Consider the following 15,992-nt stretch of genomic DNA (forward strand, 5'->3'; position numbering starts at 1 on the left):
ATAGTCATCACAGCAAGAAGTTACCAAAGGATCTCAACAATATCATTGGTTAGATTTTTTTCAGACATTCAACAACTGATAAAATTAGATATTTTCGAGTTATTTTTTACTTAATGTGATTTTGTTCTGGTTTTTTGGTTTGAAATTTGCTTTTTGGCTAGAGTGCTGGCTCGTCGTGTGGGGACGAAACCCCACGTATTACGTATCTATTTTTAGAATAAGAATTATCTTGGGACGAATGATCTAAGCGGTTCGGCTCGTATACTTGCTAGTCCAAGTCGAGAACCATTACTTTGCTTTTTGTCTGTCGGCTTGGCGAGAAAAGCACACGAGCCGAAAAAAGTTTTGCAAGGACAGAATTAAAAAGAAAGGCAATAGCCTTTAGGTGAGAATTAACGAACCGACTTTTTAATTCTGAGGGTGGAGATTTTTGAGTGAAATTCTCAAAAATACTACCCGTTCCTTGCGGAACTTTTAGCCCTATATATAAGAGTGAGAAGAGGAAAGTAAAGAAAGTCAGTAATAACAAGGGTTTATAAGATATAGGGTGTACCCAAAAAGGAACACCTGTGTACCCAAAAAGGAACACCTAAAAAATGTAAAAAACAATAAAAAAAAAGATGTCAATATAAAATGACATCTAAAATAAATAAATTGGCAATTTATGTTTTTTACCATTTTCAGTTACAAAATTTTTAAGTGATTTTTTAAAAATTTTTTGAGTTGCTTTATCTACTCCGTCTTTTGGAGAACAACACATAATATTTGGATTTACAAACCATGTACGACTTGTACAAATACGACCATCTTCGGTAGTTGTTCCAGTTTCTGCAACCGCTAATAATCCTTTTTTCATTAAACCATTCATTAACTCTGAAACTTTTCCTCTAGTTCTATTTAACTTTCTTGCAAGATAACTAGGCGTTGCACTATCAGAATCAAATTCATCTTCTTTACTTATTCTTTCAACCAAAATATTTGTTTTAAATTCTACATAAGGTATTAAATCCATTAAAAGCGCTTTTTCAGCTGTAGATAAATAATTAATTTCACTCAAATAATTGTAATTATCCATAATTATTTGCACAAACCTCACCCGATCTGTAGGTTTTTTCTTTTTCCCTATAAAATATTCATCTCCACCAGTTGTTTTACTTATTAACTGTAAGAGCATTGCTTTCTCTTCTTCTGAATAACCACCGGTTTGCAACTGATTATAAATGCTATCAATCTTACTATCTCTTATTTTCGCTTTTTTTTCAGCTTGTCCAAAATCTACAACTTTTGTCATAAAATAATTCTCTCCCTTAGTGGAAGGAATCAACTTTTATATGTTAGAATGTATATAGAATATATATTGGCTGATTCCAACCTTATTATGAAAAACCGCCTCGCCGACCAAAGCTTGGGCGGTTTTTCTCGTTTGTATGTCTTTCTCTATAATAACATGAAACACCTTGTTAAAGCTTTCCATCTCTTGCAAAAACACAACATTCAATCCTATCTTTCTCTATCAAAATCTCGATGTCTTCTTATTTCTCTCTTATGTTCACGTTCAAATTGATTATCTACTCCCTTGTTATCCAATTCTTTTTTAACAATCTCTCTAAACGCCTTAAATTGCTCCTTAAAAACTTTTTTCGTTTGTACATACAAAACTCTTATATTCGTCTGCAAAACCTTTATATGAGCTTTTAATGAGCTAATTTCTATATTTAATACACCAACTTCTTTTTGCAACTTACTTTTTTCTTGTTTCAACGTTCGATTTTCTTTCATCCATCCCTCTGCATGCGCTTTTAAACTCTCATTCTCTTTCACAAAATCTGTTTTTTTCAAACGCTCATAATCCTTTTTGATAGTAACCGCTGCATTCACTTGCTTTGTTAATTCTTGATATTGTTCTGGTGATAACACATAATTTCTTGTCTGTTTCTTCGTGATTTCAGCTTTTCCAAACATTTTATCATGTACTTCTACTACTACTTCTTTACGTAAAAATGGAATTTTAACAGGTTCATTGGGTACTTGATCCGTAACACTATCTAATTCTTTTTGCATTTGTTCTACTCTTTTTTCTAACTCTATATGACACTGGCCAATTAGCTGTAGCTTTTCACTTTCACTCTCTACTTGTTGTTTCACTACCTCTAATTCTTTGTACTTATCAACGACATCGCTTTCCAAACTCTTTTTCACTACTTGTAATTCGTTTGTTTTCTCTTCAACATTTTTTAAGTTATGGTCAATCGTTTGTAACTGCATCTCTTTTTCTTGTACTTGATTCTCAACAATTGATTTTGTTTCTGCATATTCCTTGTATTGACGGACTTTCATGTATTTATGTGAACCTACATTAGCACGTTCAAAATTCGGAATGTGTTCTTTCGCTAATTGCTCAATATAGGCCGTTTCTAATTCTCTCCAATGTGCAATTAACTTTATTCCCGTTCCTTCTACACCTTGTTGTTGCAAGGCTCTATCCATTCCGACACGCCTCGTTAATCCTCGACTACTTTCGAAATTCGGTACATAGTTAATATGTAAATGCGGATTTGCTTCATCATCATGTAAAACCATGTTATAAACCGCTAGGTTTGGATTTCGCTCTTGAAAAGCTTCAGCATAACGCTTCAGTACTTCTTTTTTCGCCCCTCTATACATTGGGTCATCTTTACCTTCCCCAATCGCTACAACCAATTCTCGTTGCTCATGTGTCTTATCATCTTTATGTATTTTGTCATAGTAATCATCAATCTTACGGTCATTCCGTTTTTGTTTCTCGTTATACTTGTCCACCGCTTCCTGAAAAATATCCTTGTATACACTTCCGATGTCCTTTTGAACAAAGTAAATATTCTCCTCTAACCTGGATAGATCTATACCAGGATTTCCATGAATATTTTCTCTGTTATTATGGCTCAATGAACTTTGGTGAGATTGATTAAATGAGATAGAACCCAACATAAAATGCCACCACTTTCCCTAGATTAATTGATACCATAAGTCTAGCAAAGTGACGAAATGGAGTCAATTAACGTAACCCTATACGTATTTTGACGCTTTCGCATCAAAATCGATAGGGGTCTGCGACGCTTTTCGGCTTTGCCGAGCCATGCCTAGCATGGCAAAAACAAATCTTGGGCTTTGCCCAAACCCACTGGGGAACTCTTCCCCAGACCCCCTCAATCGAACTCCCCAACCCCTCAATCCTTGAGGGGATCCCTCGCCAGTTGGCAGGCCAAAACGATGGACGTTTTGGTTCTGCAAGAAGGGTTGCATAGTGAGTATATCAACTCCTTATCCTCCCGCTCCCTTTCGGGTTCGGTCCGGTACCGTTGACATACCCCAAGTAACTACCTCTTATCTATGTCTTCACTTGCCTTTTTTAATTCTTTCACAAAATCCTGTAGATTTTGTCCGTATGTGCCTAAAAACCATTCGATTTTCTCTTGATCCATTAAGAAAAAGAGTTCAGCAACACTCACTTCATCCAATATAGTTACAAATGTTAGATCTAGATCTTTTACAGTGAAATAAAAAAAGAAAACTAGTAAAATGCTAGTTTTCTTTTTTTATCATTTCCTCAATATATGAATCTATCTCAAATTGACTTAAAAGATTATTTTCAATACATAATTTAGCTGTATACTGTAAAGAATCTATAGTATCTTCGATATTATATGGATATTCATCTACATTTCCTTCTGTTATTACCTCGTCTTTAGCTAAATCTAGTAATATTTTTAATGATATTTCCTTTGTTTTTGCATTAATAACATGCGCTATAAAAAATTCATTAGTTATATCTATGGTAACGAATTTATATTTATATGCTAATTCAATTTTTGCATAACTTGTAATCCCTTTCTTTTCCATATGCTCTCTCCTTAAAATTCTTTATATATTTGCCTATTCTTCAAAAAAGAAAAAACTCCTACAAAGCTCAGTTGCCTTGTTCTTGGGTGAAAGTAAACTTTTGAATATTTGTTTACATTAGAAATTGAAATATATTATATATATACTGAAATCATGAAATTAAGATATAGTATATACACAGATACAATTATTAATTTTGTTCACCAATATTCCGTCTAAGTAAACCAGGGTAAAAATTTAGTTTATAGAATATATAGGAAATAACAATGTTTTATCTGTATGATTTTTTTATGAGGAGGAAACATTTTTGTCTTTATATAAACAATTATCAGATGCTCTTTTAGTAGGTTTTTTTATAGAAATTAATAAAAACATAGCAAAAGGAATTCTTTCAACAGCTATGTATCAAGAAATAGATCTCATTAAAACTGAAATGAAAAAACGAAACATTTCAGAAATAGATTCACAAAAGATTTATCAAGAATATATACAATCTGGATGTTTTTGCCCATCCCCCGAAAAAGGGAATTAAGACAAAATATTCCAAATTAGACTTAGATTAAACTTTAAAATATGCATTTCAAATCTTCTACAATTGAATTAACATGTTTCAAATATAGATAAGTTGTATTTTTGAAATGAAAAATACAATTGTTAGATTTTCAGTTATTTGTTAGAAAAATATAAGGAATACGAGTTTTTTATGATAAAATTAGATTGAAAATGGAAGTGGGTTCAAGTTGTTGTTTGAATGAACTGTAAACCAAAAAACCAATTCCATTACACGGGAATTGGTTTTTTGGTTTTGGGTGTGTTTCGTTAGCATAATTATTGACAGCCTAAGAGAGATTTGTCTCTTTATTGTTTAGTATAACTAAAATAAAAAGAAAATTCAAAATAAAATAACGAATTTTTACATATTTTCAAATTAATACGCAAAAATGTAAAAATATAGGTTATAATAAGTGTTGAAACACTCTCCTATGTTTCGAGTGATTGTATCTGTTATCTGTTATCTGTTTTTTGGTGCGAAATCTGTAGATAGATTTTGCACTTTTTTATTTGTGGTTTTATAGGATTAGTATAATTTTTGGCTTATTATATTAGGACTAATGACAGGATAGCGAGGTTTTATCTAGATTAAACATACTTATAGGTGTACTTGTAAGTATACTTATAAGTGCGCCTATAGAATGAAAGTAAACCTTTAGATATTAGTTTACATTCAAATCCCCTTAACCATTGACTTCATCTCAATCCTCCTGATAACCTCAAAATACATACCAAAAGTATATATTCAAAACGCTATAAGTAAAGAAGATATTGAATCATAAATCAATATCTTCTTTACTTTCAAAAGGACCTGCTCAATTAATACGTAAAAACATAAAGTAAAGTGAATCCGTTAAAATACATGAGTGACTCCGTGTTTAATCCTCTTATCTAAAGGAGGAAATATTATGGGCTTTGGTGGTAGTTGTGGAGGCGGCGGCTTTGCTGGAGGATTTGCTTTATTAGTTGTATTATTTATTTTATTAATCATAGTTGGAGCTTCTTGTTTCTGCTAAAAAAACTATCAGAAAGGACACTCTTATAAGAGTGTCCTTTCTTTATGGGCAAAAAACCCAATATATATTCTCTACACAACCAAAGTTATCATAACACCACTTATCAGCAGTCAATCGATCTAAAAACCTAGAAAAGTCCCTGCAGAAGATCTGAAGGGACTTTTCTTTCACATAATTTATATTATCAGTAGTGTTTATTTATCTATTTTTAAACACCCCTAATGTTCTAATTTAATAGATAAAACGGCACAACACTCCATACAAACATCAATAATTACTCTAGAAAATTGATTAAAGAGATTATTTGTACTAATAGACTTTAAATATACTTGAGAATCTAATGAACCTTGCTTAATTTCTCTAGAACCACAATTAAGACATATCTTATTCATTTTCAGTGCCTTCTTTCTAAAATTTAGTTTACATAAAATTCGTTAGCGGTAATAAACAAGAAGGATCATCCCTTATCATAAAGAATGATCCTTCTCCTTATTTATCCAACCATGTCGTAGGAACATCTTTTTCCTCTAATATTTCGAATTTAATCTCTCCATTTTCATAATATATCCGCTTTATAATTGGTATAGTTTCCATTTCATTTTCTTTTTCACTTTTATAGTGATTTTTTGTTTCTATATGAATGATATTCATCAGATATACCTCCTTTTTATCTACAACAAAAAACAAATAACACATTTTTCTCACAGTTGTATATGTATTCTCATATTTCTCTTTTATTCTTCTCATTTTATATTAGGGATAGCGTCAGGATTTTACGCTTTTACAACGTTAAGGATAAGAAGTCTTAACATTCTCTGTGCATGATTTAAGATCTATCCTTCATACACCATTTCATACATTCCTGTAATAATGCAAATCTTTCTATGTTGCTTGTTCAGATGACTGTTTAGATGTTCAGGTGTTAAACTAGTTGTATATTACCTAAACAGCCATCTGAACAAAAAAACAAGGAAACCCTTGTCAGCTATAGAATTGTTTAATTGTTTGAATAGTGTTTAGTTCAGATGTTTAGAAGGATGGTGACCTGAACAATGCAACAAAAAGATTGGTTATCAGCTGAAGAAGTAGCCCAAGAAATAAAAGTATCAGCTATGACTATAAAACGAAACTGTCAAGCCTACGGTGGCTTTTTAAAATTCCAACAAGGTGAAAAGAACAAGTATTTAATCCATCAAGAATGTATACCTATTTTTCAATTTATAGCTAAAATGAGAAGTAAAAGAAACCTCCAAACAAAACAAATTATTGATCTCCTCAGTAAAGAAGGATTCTCTAAATATATAGATATTGAACCTATCCAAACAACTAAACAACAAACTGAACAAATCCAAGTGGGACAAGAGGTTGTATCTGTTCAAGAGTTAGATAGAATTGTTGCTGAAAGAGTATCTGAACAACTTGAAAAACATGAAGAAAATTTAAAAGAATGGTTAACTGAACAGCAAAAACAACAACAAAATTTTCAAAAGCTATGGTTCAAAGAATGGATGAACGTGATCAAAACTTAATGGCTATGATCCGTGAAAACCAGGAAACTAAAAAATTGATTGCAGCCACCCAACAAAAAAAGTGGTGGCAATTCTGGAAATAGAAAAAGCCTTGCTTATATGCAGAGCCTTTTTATACAGAATTCTATACAGATTTTTGTACTAATACAGAACATTTGTAGACCTAAAATTCTTGCTATATCAAGAATGTATAAAATCATGCATAGAGTATAAGCAAATAAAAAAGCAAAATCCTTTTAATATAAAGGGTTTTGCTTTTTTATTTGCTACCGATAATGAGACGTTATGTTAACTAGACGTGTATGAAATATACAATCAAACAAAGTTATTTTCCATTTTCATTCTTATTTTGAAATAGATGCACAATCAAAAGTCCACCAACAAATAAGATTGGAAATCCTACGACTATATATAATCCGTTTTTTGGTATTCCTAATATAGTTGCAAGATAACTAAAAGAAAAAGCCCATAATGCTAAAATTATGATTTCTAACGTCTTCTTTTTCATTAAAAGTTAAGCACCCCAAATCCCCTTAAAAAAGTTGTATTCGGAATATTGTAACAAAATCAAAAAAAGACCCTACAAGAGGGTCTTTCATCAGCTAATATTAAGCTATTTGAACATTAGTAGCTTGTGCGCCACGTTGTCCTTGTTCTACTCCAAACGTTACACGTTGTCCTTCGTCTAAAGATTTGAAACCGTCGATTTGGATAGCTGAGAAATGTACGAATACGTCTTCTCCACCTTCACGCTCGATGAATCCAAAACCTTTGTCTGCATTAAACCATTTTACTTTACCTTGTTCCATAATTGTTGCCTCCTAGTATGGATACCCACACATGTGTTACTACCCTTGCTCAAATACCTTAGACGAAAAACAAAATTTATTCTTAATCTCAAACCGAACAAAAATAGGTCATTCTTAGATTAACATAATTTCTAAAAAATAGCAAATTTCAAAAATAATTCCTTATGGTAACTAGCCACTAATAGTGGTTGCTGGAGAAAAAGTCACTATGATAGTCATCACAGCAAGAAGTTACCAAAGGATCTCAACAATATCATTGGTTAGATTTTTTTCAGACATTCAACAACTGATAAAATTAGATATTTTCGAGTTATTTTTTACTTAATGTGATTTTGTTCTGGTTTTTTGGTTTGAAATTTGCTTTTTGGCTAGAGTGCTGGCTCGTCGTGTGGGGACGAAACCCCACGTATTACGTATCTATTTTTAGAATAAGAATTATCTTGGGACGAATGATCTAAGCGGTTCGGCTCGTATACTTGCTAGTCCAAGTCGAGAACCATTACTTTGCTTTTTGTCTGTCGGCTTGGCGAGAAAAGCACACGAGCCGAAAAAAGTTTTGCAAGGACAGAATTAAAAAGAAAGGCAATAGCCTTTAGGTGAGAATTAACGAACCGACTTTTTAATTCTGAGGGTGGAGATTTTTGAGTGAAATTCTCAAAAATACTACCCGTTCCTTGCGGAACTTTTAGCCCTATATATAAGAGTGAGAAGAGGAAAGTAAAGAAAGTCAGTAATAACAAGGGTTTATAAGATATAGGGTGTACCCAAAAAGGAACACCTGTGTACCCAAAAAGGAACACCTAAAAAATGTAAAAAACAATAAAAAAAAGATGTCAATATAAAATGACATCTAAAATAAATAAATTGGCAATTTATGTTTTTTACCATTTTCAGTTACAAAATTTTTAAGTGATTTTTTAAAAATTTTTTGAGTTGCTTTATCTACTCCGTCTTTTGGAGAACAACACATAATATTTGGATTTACAAACCATGTACGACTTGTACAAATACGACCATCTTCGGTAGTTGTTCCAGTTTCTGCAACCGCTAATAATCCTTTTTTCATTAAACCATTCATTAACTCTGAAACTTTTCCTCTAGTTCTATTTAACTTTCTTGCAAGATAACTAGGCGTTGCACTATCAGAATCAAATTCATCTTCTTTACTTATTCTTTCAACCAAAATATTTGTTTTAAATTCTACATAAGGTATTAAATCCATTAAAAGCGCTTTTTCAGCTGTAGATAAATAATTAATTTCACTCAAATAATTGTAATTATCCATAATTATTTGCACAAACCTCACCCGATCTGTAGGTTTTTTCTTTTTCCCTATAAAATATTCATCTCCACCAGTTGTTTTACTTATTAACTGTAAGAGCATTGCTTTCTCTTCTTCTGAATAACCACCGGTTTGCAACTGATTATAAATGCTATCAATCTTACTATCTCTTATTTTCGCTTTTTTTTCAGCTTGTCCAAAATCTACAACTTTTGTCATAAAATAATTCTCTCCCTTAGTGGAAGGAATCAACTTTTATATGTTAGAATGTATATAGAATATATATTGGCTGATTCCAACCTTATTATGAAAAACCGCCTCGCCGACCAAAGCTTGGGCGGTTTTTCTCGTTTGTATGTCTTTCTCTATAATAACATGAAACACCTTGTTAAAGCTTTCCATCTCTTGCAAAAACACAACATTCAATCCTATCTTTCTCTATCAAAATCTCGATGTCTTCTTATTTCTCTCTTATGTTCACGTTCAAATTGATTATCTACTCCCTTGTTATCCAATTCTTTTTTAACAATCTCTCTAAACGCCTTAAATTGCTCCTTAAAAACTTTTTTCGTTTGTACATACAAAACTCTTATATTCGTCTGCAAAACCTTTATATGAGCTTTTAATGAGCTAATTTCTATATTTAATACACCAACTTCTTTTTGCAACTTACTTTTTTCTTGTTTCAACGTTCGATTTTCTTTCATCCATCCCTCTGCATGCGCTTTTAAACTCTCATTCTCTTTCACAAAATCTGTTTTTTTCAAACGCTCATAATCCTTTTTGATAGTAACCGCTGCATTCACTTGCTTTGTTAATTCTTGATATTGTTCTGGTGATAACACATAATTTCTTGTCTGTTTCTTCGTGATTTCAGCTTTTCCAAACATTTTATCATGTACTTCTACTACTACTTCTTTACGTAAAAATGGAATTTTAACAGGTTCATTGGGTACTTGATCCGTAACACTATCTAATTCTTTTTGCATTTGTTCTACTCTTTTTTCTAACTCTATATGACACTGGCCAATTAGCTGTAGCTTTTCACTTTCACTCTCTACTTGTTGTTTCACTACCTCTAATTCTTTGTACTTATCAACGACATCGCTTTCCAAACTCTTTTTCACTACTTGTAATTCGTTTGTTTTCTCTTCAACATTTTTTAAGTTATGGTCAATCGTTTGTAACTGCATCTCTTTTTCTTGTACTTGATTCTCAACAATTGATTTTGTTTCTGCATATTCCTTGTATTGACGGACTTTCATGTATTTATGTGAACCTACATTAGCACGTTCAAAATTCGGAATGTGTTCTTTCGCTAATTGCTCAATATAGGCCGTTTCTAATTCTCTCCAATGTGCAATTAACTTTATTCCCGTTCCTTCTACACCTTGTTGTTGCAAGGCTCTATCCATTCCGACACGCCTCGTTAATCCTCGACTACTTTCGAAATTCGGTACATAGTTAATATGTAAATGCGGATTTGCTTCATCATCATGTAAAACCATGTTATAAACCGCTAGGTTTGGATTTCGCTCTTGAAAAGCTTCAGCATAACGCTTCAGTACTTCTTTTTTCGCCCCTCTATACATTGGGTCATCTTTACCTTCCCCAATCGCTACAACCAATTCTCGTTGCTCATGTGTCTTATCATCTTTATGTATTTTGTCATAGTAATCATCAATCTTACGGTCATTCCGTTTTTGTTTCTCGTTATACTTGTCCACCGCTTCCTGAAAAATATCCTTGTATACACTTCCGATGTCCTTTTGAACAAAGTAAATATTCTCCTCTAACCTGGATAGATCTATACCAGGATTTCCATGAATATTTTCTCTGTTATTATGGCTCAATGAACTTTGGTGAGATTGATTAAATGAGATAGAACCCAACATAAAATGCCACCACTTTCCCTAGATTAATTGATACCATAAGTCTAGCAAAGTGACGAAATGGAGTCAATTAACGTAACCCTATACGTATTTTGACGCTTTCGCATCAAAATCGATAGGGGTCTGCGACGCTTTTCGGCTTTGCCGAGCCATGCCTAGCATGGCAAAAACAAATCTTGGGCTTTGCCCAAACCCACTGGGGAACTCTTCCCCAGACCCCCTCAATCGAACTCCCCAACCCCTCAATCCTTGAGGGGATCCCTCGCCAGTTGGCAGGCCAAAACGATGGACGTTTTGGTTCTGCAAGAGGGTTGCATAGTGAGTATATCAACTCCTTATCCTCCCGCTCCCTTTCGGGTTCGGTCCGGTACCGTTGACATACCCCAAGTAACTACCTCTTATCTATGTCTTCACTTGCCTTTTTTAATTCTTTCACAAAATCCTGTAGATTTTGTCCGTATGTGCCTAAAAACCATTCGATTTTCTCTTGATCCATTAAGAAAAAGAGTTCAGCAACACTCACTTCATCCAATATAGTTACAAATGTTAGATCTAGATCTTTTACAGTGAAATAAAAAAAGAAAACTAGTAAAATGCTAGTTTTCTTTTTTTATCATTTCCTCAATATATGAATCTATCTCAAATTGACTTAAAAGATTATTTTCAATACATAATTTAGCTGTATACTGTAAAGAATCTATAGTATCTTCGATATTATATGGATATTCATCTACATTTCCTTCTGTTATTACCTCGTCTTTAGCTAAATCTAGTAATATTTTTAATGATATTTCCTTTGTTTTTGCATTAATAACATGCGCTATAAAAAATTCATTAGTTATATCTATGGTAACGAATTTATATTTATATGCTAATTCAATTTTTGCATAACTTGTAATCCCTTTCTTTTCCATATGCTCTCTCCTTAAAATTCTTTATATATTTGCCTATTCTTCAAAAAAGAAAAAACTCCTACAAAGCTCAGTTGCCTTGTTCTTGGGTGAAAGTAAACTTTTGAATATTTGTTTACATTAGAAATTGAAATATATTATATATATACTGAAATCATGAAATTAAGATATAGTATATACACAGATACAATTATTAATTTTGTTCACCAATATTCCGTCTAAGTAAACCAGGGTAAAAATTTAGTTTATAGAATATATAGGAAATAACAATGTTTTATCTGTATGATTTTTTTATGAGGAGGAAACATTTTTGTCTTTATATAAACAATTATCAGATGCTCTTTTAGTAGGTTTTTTTATAGAAATTAATAAAAACATAGCAAAAGGAATTCTTTCAACAGCTATGTATCAAGAAATAGATCTCATTAAAACTGAAATGAAAAAACGAAACATTTCAGAAATAGATTCACAAAAGATTTATCAAGAATATATACAATCTGGATGTTTTTGCCCATCCCCCGAAAAAGGGAATTAAGACAAAATATTCCAAATTAGACTTAGATTAAACTTTAAAATATGCATTTCAAATCTTCTACAATTGAATTAACATGTTTCAAATATAGATAAGTTGTATTTTTGAAATGAAAAATACAATTGTTAGATTTTCAGTTATTTGTTAGAAAAATATAAGGAATACGAGTTTTTTATGATAAAATTAGATTGAAAATGGAAGTGGGTTCAAGTTGTTGTTTGAATGAACTGTAAACCAAAAAACCAATTCCATTACACGGGAATTGGTTTTTTGGTTTTGGGTGTGTTTCGTTAGCATAATTATTGACAGCCTAAGAGAGATTTGTCTCTTTATTGTTTAGTATAACTAAAATAAAAAGAAAATTCAAAATAAAATAACGAATTTTTACATATTTTCAAATTAATACGCAAAAATGTAAAAATATAGGTTATAATAAGTGTTGAAACACTCTCCTATGTTTCGAGTGATTGTATCTGTTATCTGTTATCTGTTTTTTGGTGCGAAATCTGTAGATAGATTTTGCACTTTTTTATTTGTGGTTTTATAGGATTAGTATAATTTTTGGCTTATTATATTAGGACTAATGACAGGATAGCGAGGTTTTATCTAGATTAAACATACTTATAGGTGTACTTGTAAGTATACTTATAAGTGCGCCTATAGAATGAAAGTAAACCTTTAGATATTAGTTTACATTCAAATCCCCTTAACCATTGACTTCATCTCAATCCTCCTGATAACCTCAAAATACATACCAAAAGTATATATTCAAAACGCTATAAGTAAAGAAGATATTGAATCATAAATCAATATCTTCTTTACTTTCAAAAGGACCTGCTCAATTAATACGTAAAAACATAAAGTAAAGTGAATCCGTTAAAATACATGAGTGACTCCGTGTTTAATCCTCTTATCTAAAGGAGGAAATATTATGGGCTTTGGTGGTAGTTGTGGAGGCGGCGGCTTTGCTGGAGGATTTGCTTTATTAGTTGTATTATTTATTTTATTAATCATAGTTGGAGCTTCTTGTTTCTGCTAAAAAAACTATCAGAAAGGACACTCTTATAAGAGTGTCCTTTCTTTATGGGCAAAAAAACCCAATATATATTCTCTACACAACCAAAGTTATCATAACACCACTTATCAGCAGTCAATCGATCTAAAAACCTAGAAAAGTCCCTGCAGAAGATCTGAAGGGACTTTTCTTTCACATAATTTATATTATCAGTAGTGTTTATTTATCTATTTTTAAACACCCCTAATGTTCTAATTTAATAGATAAAACGGCACAACACTCCATACAAACATCAATAATTACTCTAGAAAATTGATTAAAGAGATTATTTGTACTAATAGACTTTAAATATACTTGAGAATCTAATGAACCTTGCTTAATTTCTCTAGAACCACAATTAAGACATATCTTATTCATTTTCAGTGCCTTCTTTCTAAAATTTAGTTTACATAAAATTCGTTAGCGGTAATAAACAAGAAGGATCATCCCTTATCATAAAGAATGATCCTTCTCCTTATTTATCCAACCATGTCGTAGGAACATCTTTTTCCTCTAATATTTCGAATTTAATCTCTCCATTTTCATAATATATCCGCTTTATAATTGGTATAGTTTCCATTTCATTTTCTTTTTCACTTTTATAGTGATTTTTTGTTTCTATATGAATGATATTCATCAGATATACCTCCTTTTTATCTACAACAAAAAACAAATAACACATTTTTCTCACAGTTGTATATGTATTCTCATATTTCTCTTTTATTCTTCTCATTTTATATTAGGGATAGCGTCAGGATTTTACGCTTTTACAACGTTAAGGATAAGAAGTCTTAACATTCTCTGTGCATGATTTAAGATCTATCCTTCATACACCATTTCATACATTCCTGTAATAATGCAAATCTTTCTATGTTGCTTGTTCAGATGACTGTTTAGATGTTCAGGTGTTAAACTAGTTGTATATTACCTAAACAGCCATCTGAACAAAAAAACAAGGAAACCCTTGTCAGCTATAGAATTGTTTAATTGTTTGAATAGTGTTTAGTTCAGATGTTTAGAAGGATGGTGACCTGAACAATGCAACAAAAAGATTGGTTATCAGCTGAAGAAGTAGCCCAAGAAATAAAAGTATCAGCTATGACTATAAAACGAAACTGTCAAGCCTACGGTGGCTTTTTAAAATTCCAACAAGGTGAAAAGAACAAGTATTTAATCCATCAAGAATGTATACCTATTTTTCAATTTATAGCTAAAATGAGAAGTAAAAGAAACCTCCAAACAAAACAAATTATTGATCTCCTCAGTAAAGAAGGATTCTCTAAATATATAGATATTGAACCTATCCAAACAACTAAACAACAAACTGAACAAATCCAAGTGGGACAAGAGGTTGTATCTGTTCAAGAGTTAGATAGAATTGTTGCTGAAAGAGTATCTGAACAACTTGAAAAACATGAAGAAAATTTAAAAGAATGGTTAACTGAACAGCAAAAACAACAACAAAATTTTCAAAAAGCTATGGTTCAAAGAATGGATGAACGTGATCAAAACTTAATGGCTATGATCCGTGAAAACCAGGAAACTAAAAAATTGATTGCAGCCACCCAACAAAAAAAGTGGTGGCAATTCTGGAAATAGAAAAAGCCTTGCTTATATGCAGAGCCTTTTTATACAGAATTCTATACAGATTTTTGTACTAATACAGAACATTTGTAGACCTAAAATTCTTGCTATATCAAGAATGTATAAAATCATGCATAGAGTATAAGCAAATAAAAAAGCAAAATCCTTTTAATATAAAGGGTTTTGCTTTTTTATTTGCTACCGATAATGAGACGTTATGTTAACTAGACGTGTATGAAATATACAATCAAACAAAGTTATTTTCCATTTTCATTCTTATTTTGAAATAGATGCACAATCAAAAGTCCACCAACAAATAAGATTGGAAATCCTACGACTATATATAATCCGTTTTTTGGTATTCCTAATATAGTTGCAAGATAACTAAAAGAAAAAGCCCATAATGCTAAAATTATGATTTCTAACGTCTTCTTTTTCATTAAAAGTTAAGCACCCCAAATCCCCTTAAAAAAGTTGTATTCGGAATATTGTAACAAAATCAAAAAAAGACCCTACAAGAGGGTCTTTCATCAGCTAATATTAAGCTATTTGAACATTAGTAGCTTGTGCGCCACGTTGTCCTTGTTCTACTCCAAACGTTACACGTTGTCCTTCGTCTAAAGATTTGAAACCGTCGATTTGGATAGCTGAGAAATGTACGAATACGTCTTCTCCACCTTCACGCTCGATGAATCCAAAACCTTTGTCTGCATTAAACCATTTTACTTTACCTTGTTCCATAATTGTTGCCTCCTAGTATGGATACCCACACATGTGTTACTACCCTTGCTCAAATACCTTAGACGAAAAACAAAATTTATTCTTAATCTCAAACCGAACAAAAATAGGTCATTCTTAGATTAACATAATTTCTAAAAAATAGCAAATTTCAAAAATAATTCCTTATGGTAACTAGCCACTAATAGTGGTTGCTGGAGAAAAAGTCACTATG

19 protein-coding genes are annotated in these 15,992 nt (G+C 31.8%); 7 read left to right on the plus strand and 12 right to left on the minus strand.

Annotation, left to right across the window (positions count from 1 at the left end; all coding sequences use genetic code 11):
* Positions 1 to 640: 640 nt before the first annotated feature.
* From JFT95_RS26650 to dhp61 (JFT95_RS26660), 3 genes are all read right to left on the minus strand, one after another.
* A complete protein-coding gene (locus JFT95_RS26650) occupies positions 641 to 1,291 on the minus strand; it encodes a MarR family transcriptional regulator (RefSeq protein ID WP_000170178.1) in 651 nt (216 codons plus the stop codon).
* 209 nt (positions 1,292 to 1,500) lie between these two features.
* Entirely contained in the window at positions 1,501 to 2,967 is a 1,467-nt protein-coding gene (locus JFT95_RS26655; RefSeq protein ID WP_201053716.1) for a plasmid recombination protein, read from the minus strand.
* Positions 2,968 to 3,561: 594 nt separating this feature from the next.
* On the minus strand, positions 3,562 to 3,879 hold the full coding sequence (gene dhp61 / locus JFT95_RS26660) for a protein Dhp61 (RefSeq protein WP_201053718.1): 318 nt from the start codon (positions 3,877 to 3,879) through the stop codon (positions 3,562 to 3,564).
* Between the two features lie 307 nt (positions 3,880 to 4,186).
* Here dhp61 (JFT95_RS26660) and JFT95_RS26665 point away from each other — a divergent pair, with 307 nt between their 5' ends.
* Both JFT95_RS26665 and JFT95_RS26670 read left to right on the plus strand, forming a co-directional pair.
* Positions 4,187 to 4,411, plus strand: a complete 225-nt coding sequence (locus JFT95_RS26665; RefSeq protein WP_201053721.1) for a hypothetical protein — start codon at positions 4,187 to 4,189, stop codon at positions 4,409 to 4,411.
* A gap of 928 nt (positions 4,412 to 5,339) precedes the next feature.
* Positions 5,340 to 5,447, plus strand: a complete 108-nt coding sequence (locus JFT95_RS26670; RefSeq protein WP_078178596.1) for a YjcZ family sporulation protein — start codon at positions 5,340 to 5,342, stop codon at positions 5,445 to 5,447.
* Between the two features lie 489 nt (positions 5,448 to 5,936).
* Here JFT95_RS26670 and JFT95_RS26675 read toward each other — a convergent pair whose 3' ends face one another.
* Entirely contained in the window at positions 5,937 to 6,098 is a 162-nt protein-coding gene (locus tag JFT95_RS26675; protein WP_189337253.1) for a hypothetical protein, read from the minus strand.
* 401 nt (positions 6,099 to 6,499) lie between these two features.
* Between JFT95_RS26675 and JFT95_RS26680 the strand changes: the two genes are divergently transcribed.
* Together JFT95_RS26680 and JFT95_RS30250 are read left to right on the plus strand one after the other, a co-directional pair.
* Positions 6,500 to 6,976: a DNA-binding protein gene (locus tag JFT95_RS26680; protein WP_242487642.1), complete on the plus strand. Its 477-nt coding sequence runs from the start codon at positions 6,500 to 6,502 to the stop codon at positions 6,974 to 6,976.
* Between the two features lie 5 nt (positions 6,977 to 6,981).
* Positions 6,982 to 7,059 carry a DUF3967 domain-containing protein gene (locus tag JFT95_RS30250; protein WP_242487643.1) on the plus strand — a complete coding sequence of 26 codons (78 nt, stop codon included), beginning with the start codon at positions 6,982 to 6,984 and terminating at the stop codon, positions 7,057 to 7,059.
* Positions 7,060 to 7,301: 242 nt separating this feature from the next.
* Here the strand turns inward: JFT95_RS30250 and JFT95_RS26685 are convergent, their stop codons facing one another.
* The 5 genes from JFT95_RS26685 to dhp61 (JFT95_RS26705) form a co-directional block, all read right to left on the minus strand.
* Positions 7,302 to 7,484 (minus strand): hypothetical protein, encoded by a 183-nt coding sequence (locus JFT95_RS26685; protein ID WP_033710038.1) that lies wholly within the window; start codon positions 7,482 to 7,484, stop codon positions 7,302 to 7,304.
* Positions 7,485 to 7,584: 100 nt separating this feature from the next.
* A complete protein-coding gene (locus JFT95_RS26690) occupies positions 7,585 to 7,785 on the minus strand; it encodes a cold-shock protein (RefSeq protein ID WP_000434815.1) in 201 nt (66 codons plus the stop codon).
* 850 nt (positions 7,786 to 8,635) lie between these two features.
* The gene (locus JFT95_RS26695) at positions 8,636 to 9,286 is read right to left on the minus strand and encodes a MarR family transcriptional regulator (RefSeq protein WP_000170178.1); all 651 of its coding nucleotides are present in this window, start codon (positions 9,284 to 9,286) and stop codon (positions 8,636 to 8,638) included.
* 209 nt (positions 9,287 to 9,495) lie between these two features.
* Entirely contained in the window at positions 9,496 to 10,962 is a 1,467-nt protein-coding gene (locus tag JFT95_RS26700) for a plasmid recombination protein (protein ID WP_201053716.1), read from the minus strand.
* Between the two features lie 593 nt (positions 10,963 to 11,555).
* Positions 11,556 to 11,873: a protein Dhp61 gene (gene dhp61, locus JFT95_RS26705; protein WP_201053718.1), complete on the minus strand. Its 318-nt coding sequence runs from the start codon at positions 11,871 to 11,873 to the stop codon at positions 11,556 to 11,558.
* A gap of 307 nt (positions 11,874 to 12,180) precedes the next feature.
* Between dhp61 (JFT95_RS26705) and JFT95_RS26710 the strand changes: the two genes are divergently transcribed.
* Entirely contained in the window at positions 12,181 to 12,405 is a 225-nt protein-coding gene (locus JFT95_RS26710; protein ID WP_201053721.1) for a hypothetical protein, read from the plus strand.
* A 928-nt stretch (positions 12,406 to 13,333) separates the two neighbouring features.
* Positions 13,334 to 13,441: a YjcZ family sporulation protein gene (locus tag JFT95_RS26715; RefSeq protein WP_078178596.1), complete on the plus strand. Its 108-nt coding sequence runs from the start codon at positions 13,334 to 13,336 to the stop codon at positions 13,439 to 13,441.
* A 490-nt stretch (positions 13,442 to 13,931) separates the two neighbouring features.
* Here JFT95_RS26715 and JFT95_RS26720 read toward each other — a convergent pair whose 3' ends face one another.
* Positions 13,932 to 14,093, minus strand: a complete 162-nt coding sequence (locus JFT95_RS26720; RefSeq protein ID WP_189337253.1) for a hypothetical protein — start codon at positions 14,091 to 14,093, stop codon at positions 13,932 to 13,934.
* A 401-nt stretch (positions 14,094 to 14,494) separates the two neighbouring features.
* Here JFT95_RS26720 and JFT95_RS26725 point away from each other — a divergent pair, with 401 nt between their 5' ends.
* A complete protein-coding gene (locus tag JFT95_RS26725; protein ID WP_201053723.1) occupies positions 14,495 to 15,055 on the plus strand; it encodes a DUF3967 domain-containing protein in 561 nt (186 codons plus the stop codon).
* Between the two features lie 242 nt (positions 15,056 to 15,297).
* Here the strand turns inward: JFT95_RS26725 and JFT95_RS26730 are convergent, their stop codons facing one another.
* Both JFT95_RS26730 and JFT95_RS26735 read right to left on the minus strand, forming a co-directional pair.
* Positions 15,298 to 15,480: a hypothetical protein gene (locus JFT95_RS26730; protein WP_033710038.1), complete on the minus strand. Its 183-nt coding sequence runs from the start codon at positions 15,478 to 15,480 to the stop codon at positions 15,298 to 15,300.
* Between the two features lie 100 nt (positions 15,481 to 15,580).
* The gene (locus JFT95_RS26735; protein ID WP_000434815.1) at positions 15,581 to 15,781 is read right to left on the minus strand and encodes a cold-shock protein; all 201 of its coding nucleotides are present in this window, start codon (positions 15,779 to 15,781) and stop codon (positions 15,581 to 15,583) included.
* Positions 15,782 to 15,992 lie beyond the last annotated feature (211 nt).

This window comes from Bacillus sp. TH17 (assembly GCF_016651125.1).
GTDB classification, from domain to species: domain Bacteria; phylum Bacillota; class Bacilli; order Bacillales; family Bacillaceae_G; genus Bacillus_A; species Bacillus_A mycoides.

What these genes read in the sequence shown, in the direction of transcription:
- JFT95_RS26650 (WP_000170178.1), bottom strand. Translation starts at nt 1,291, where the DNA reads ATGACAAAAGTTGTAGATTTTGGACAAGCTGAAAAAAAAGCGAAAATA.
- JFT95_RS26655 (WP_201053716.1), bottom strand. Translation starts at nt 2,967, where the DNA reads ATGTTGGGTTCTATCTCATTTAATCAATCTCACCAAAGTTCATTGAGC.
- dhp61 (WP_201053718.1), bottom strand. Translation starts at nt 3,879, where the DNA reads ATGGAAAAGAAAGGGATTACAAGTTATGCAAAAATTGAATTAGCATAT.
- JFT95_RS26670 (WP_078178596.1), top strand. Translation starts at nt 5,340, where the DNA reads ATGGGCTTTGGTGGTAGTTGTGGAGGCGGCGGCTTTGCTGGAGGATTT.
- JFT95_RS26675 (WP_189337253.1), bottom strand. Translation starts at nt 6,098, where the DNA reads ATGAATATCATTCATATAGAAACAAAAAATCACTATAAAAGTGAAAAA.
- JFT95_RS26680 (WP_242487642.1), top strand. Translation starts at nt 6,500, where the DNA reads ATGCAACAAAAAGATTGGTTATCAGCTGAAGAAGTAGCCCAAGAAATA.
- JFT95_RS30250 (WP_242487643.1), top strand. Translation starts at nt 6,982, where the DNA reads ATGATCCGTGAAAACCAGGAAACTAAAAAATTGATTGCAGCCACCCAA.
- JFT95_RS26685 (WP_033710038.1), bottom strand. Translation starts at nt 7,484, where the DNA reads ATGAAAAAGAAGACGTTAGAAATCATAATTTTAGCATTATGGGCTTTT.
- JFT95_RS26690 (WP_000434815.1), bottom strand. Translation starts at nt 7,785, where the DNA reads ATGGAACAAGGTAAAGTAAAATGGTTTAATGCAGACAAAGGTTTTGGA.
- JFT95_RS26695 (WP_000170178.1), bottom strand. Translation starts at nt 9,286, where the DNA reads ATGACAAAAGTTGTAGATTTTGGACAAGCTGAAAAAAAAGCGAAAATA.
- JFT95_RS26700 (WP_201053716.1), bottom strand. Translation starts at nt 10,962, where the DNA reads ATGTTGGGTTCTATCTCATTTAATCAATCTCACCAAAGTTCATTGAGC.
- dhp61 (WP_201053718.1), bottom strand. Translation starts at nt 11,873, where the DNA reads ATGGAAAAGAAAGGGATTACAAGTTATGCAAAAATTGAATTAGCATAT.
- JFT95_RS26715 (WP_078178596.1), top strand. Translation starts at nt 13,334, where the DNA reads ATGGGCTTTGGTGGTAGTTGTGGAGGCGGCGGCTTTGCTGGAGGATTT.
- JFT95_RS26720 (WP_189337253.1), bottom strand. Translation starts at nt 14,093, where the DNA reads ATGAATATCATTCATATAGAAACAAAAAATCACTATAAAAGTGAAAAA.
- JFT95_RS26725 (WP_201053723.1), top strand. Translation starts at nt 14,495, where the DNA reads ATGCAACAAAAAGATTGGTTATCAGCTGAAGAAGTAGCCCAAGAAATA.
- JFT95_RS26730 (WP_033710038.1), bottom strand. Translation starts at nt 15,480, where the DNA reads ATGAAAAAGAAGACGTTAGAAATCATAATTTTAGCATTATGGGCTTTT.
- JFT95_RS26735 (WP_000434815.1), bottom strand. Translation starts at nt 15,781, where the DNA reads ATGGAACAAGGTAAAGTAAAATGGTTTAATGCAGACAAAGGTTTTGGA.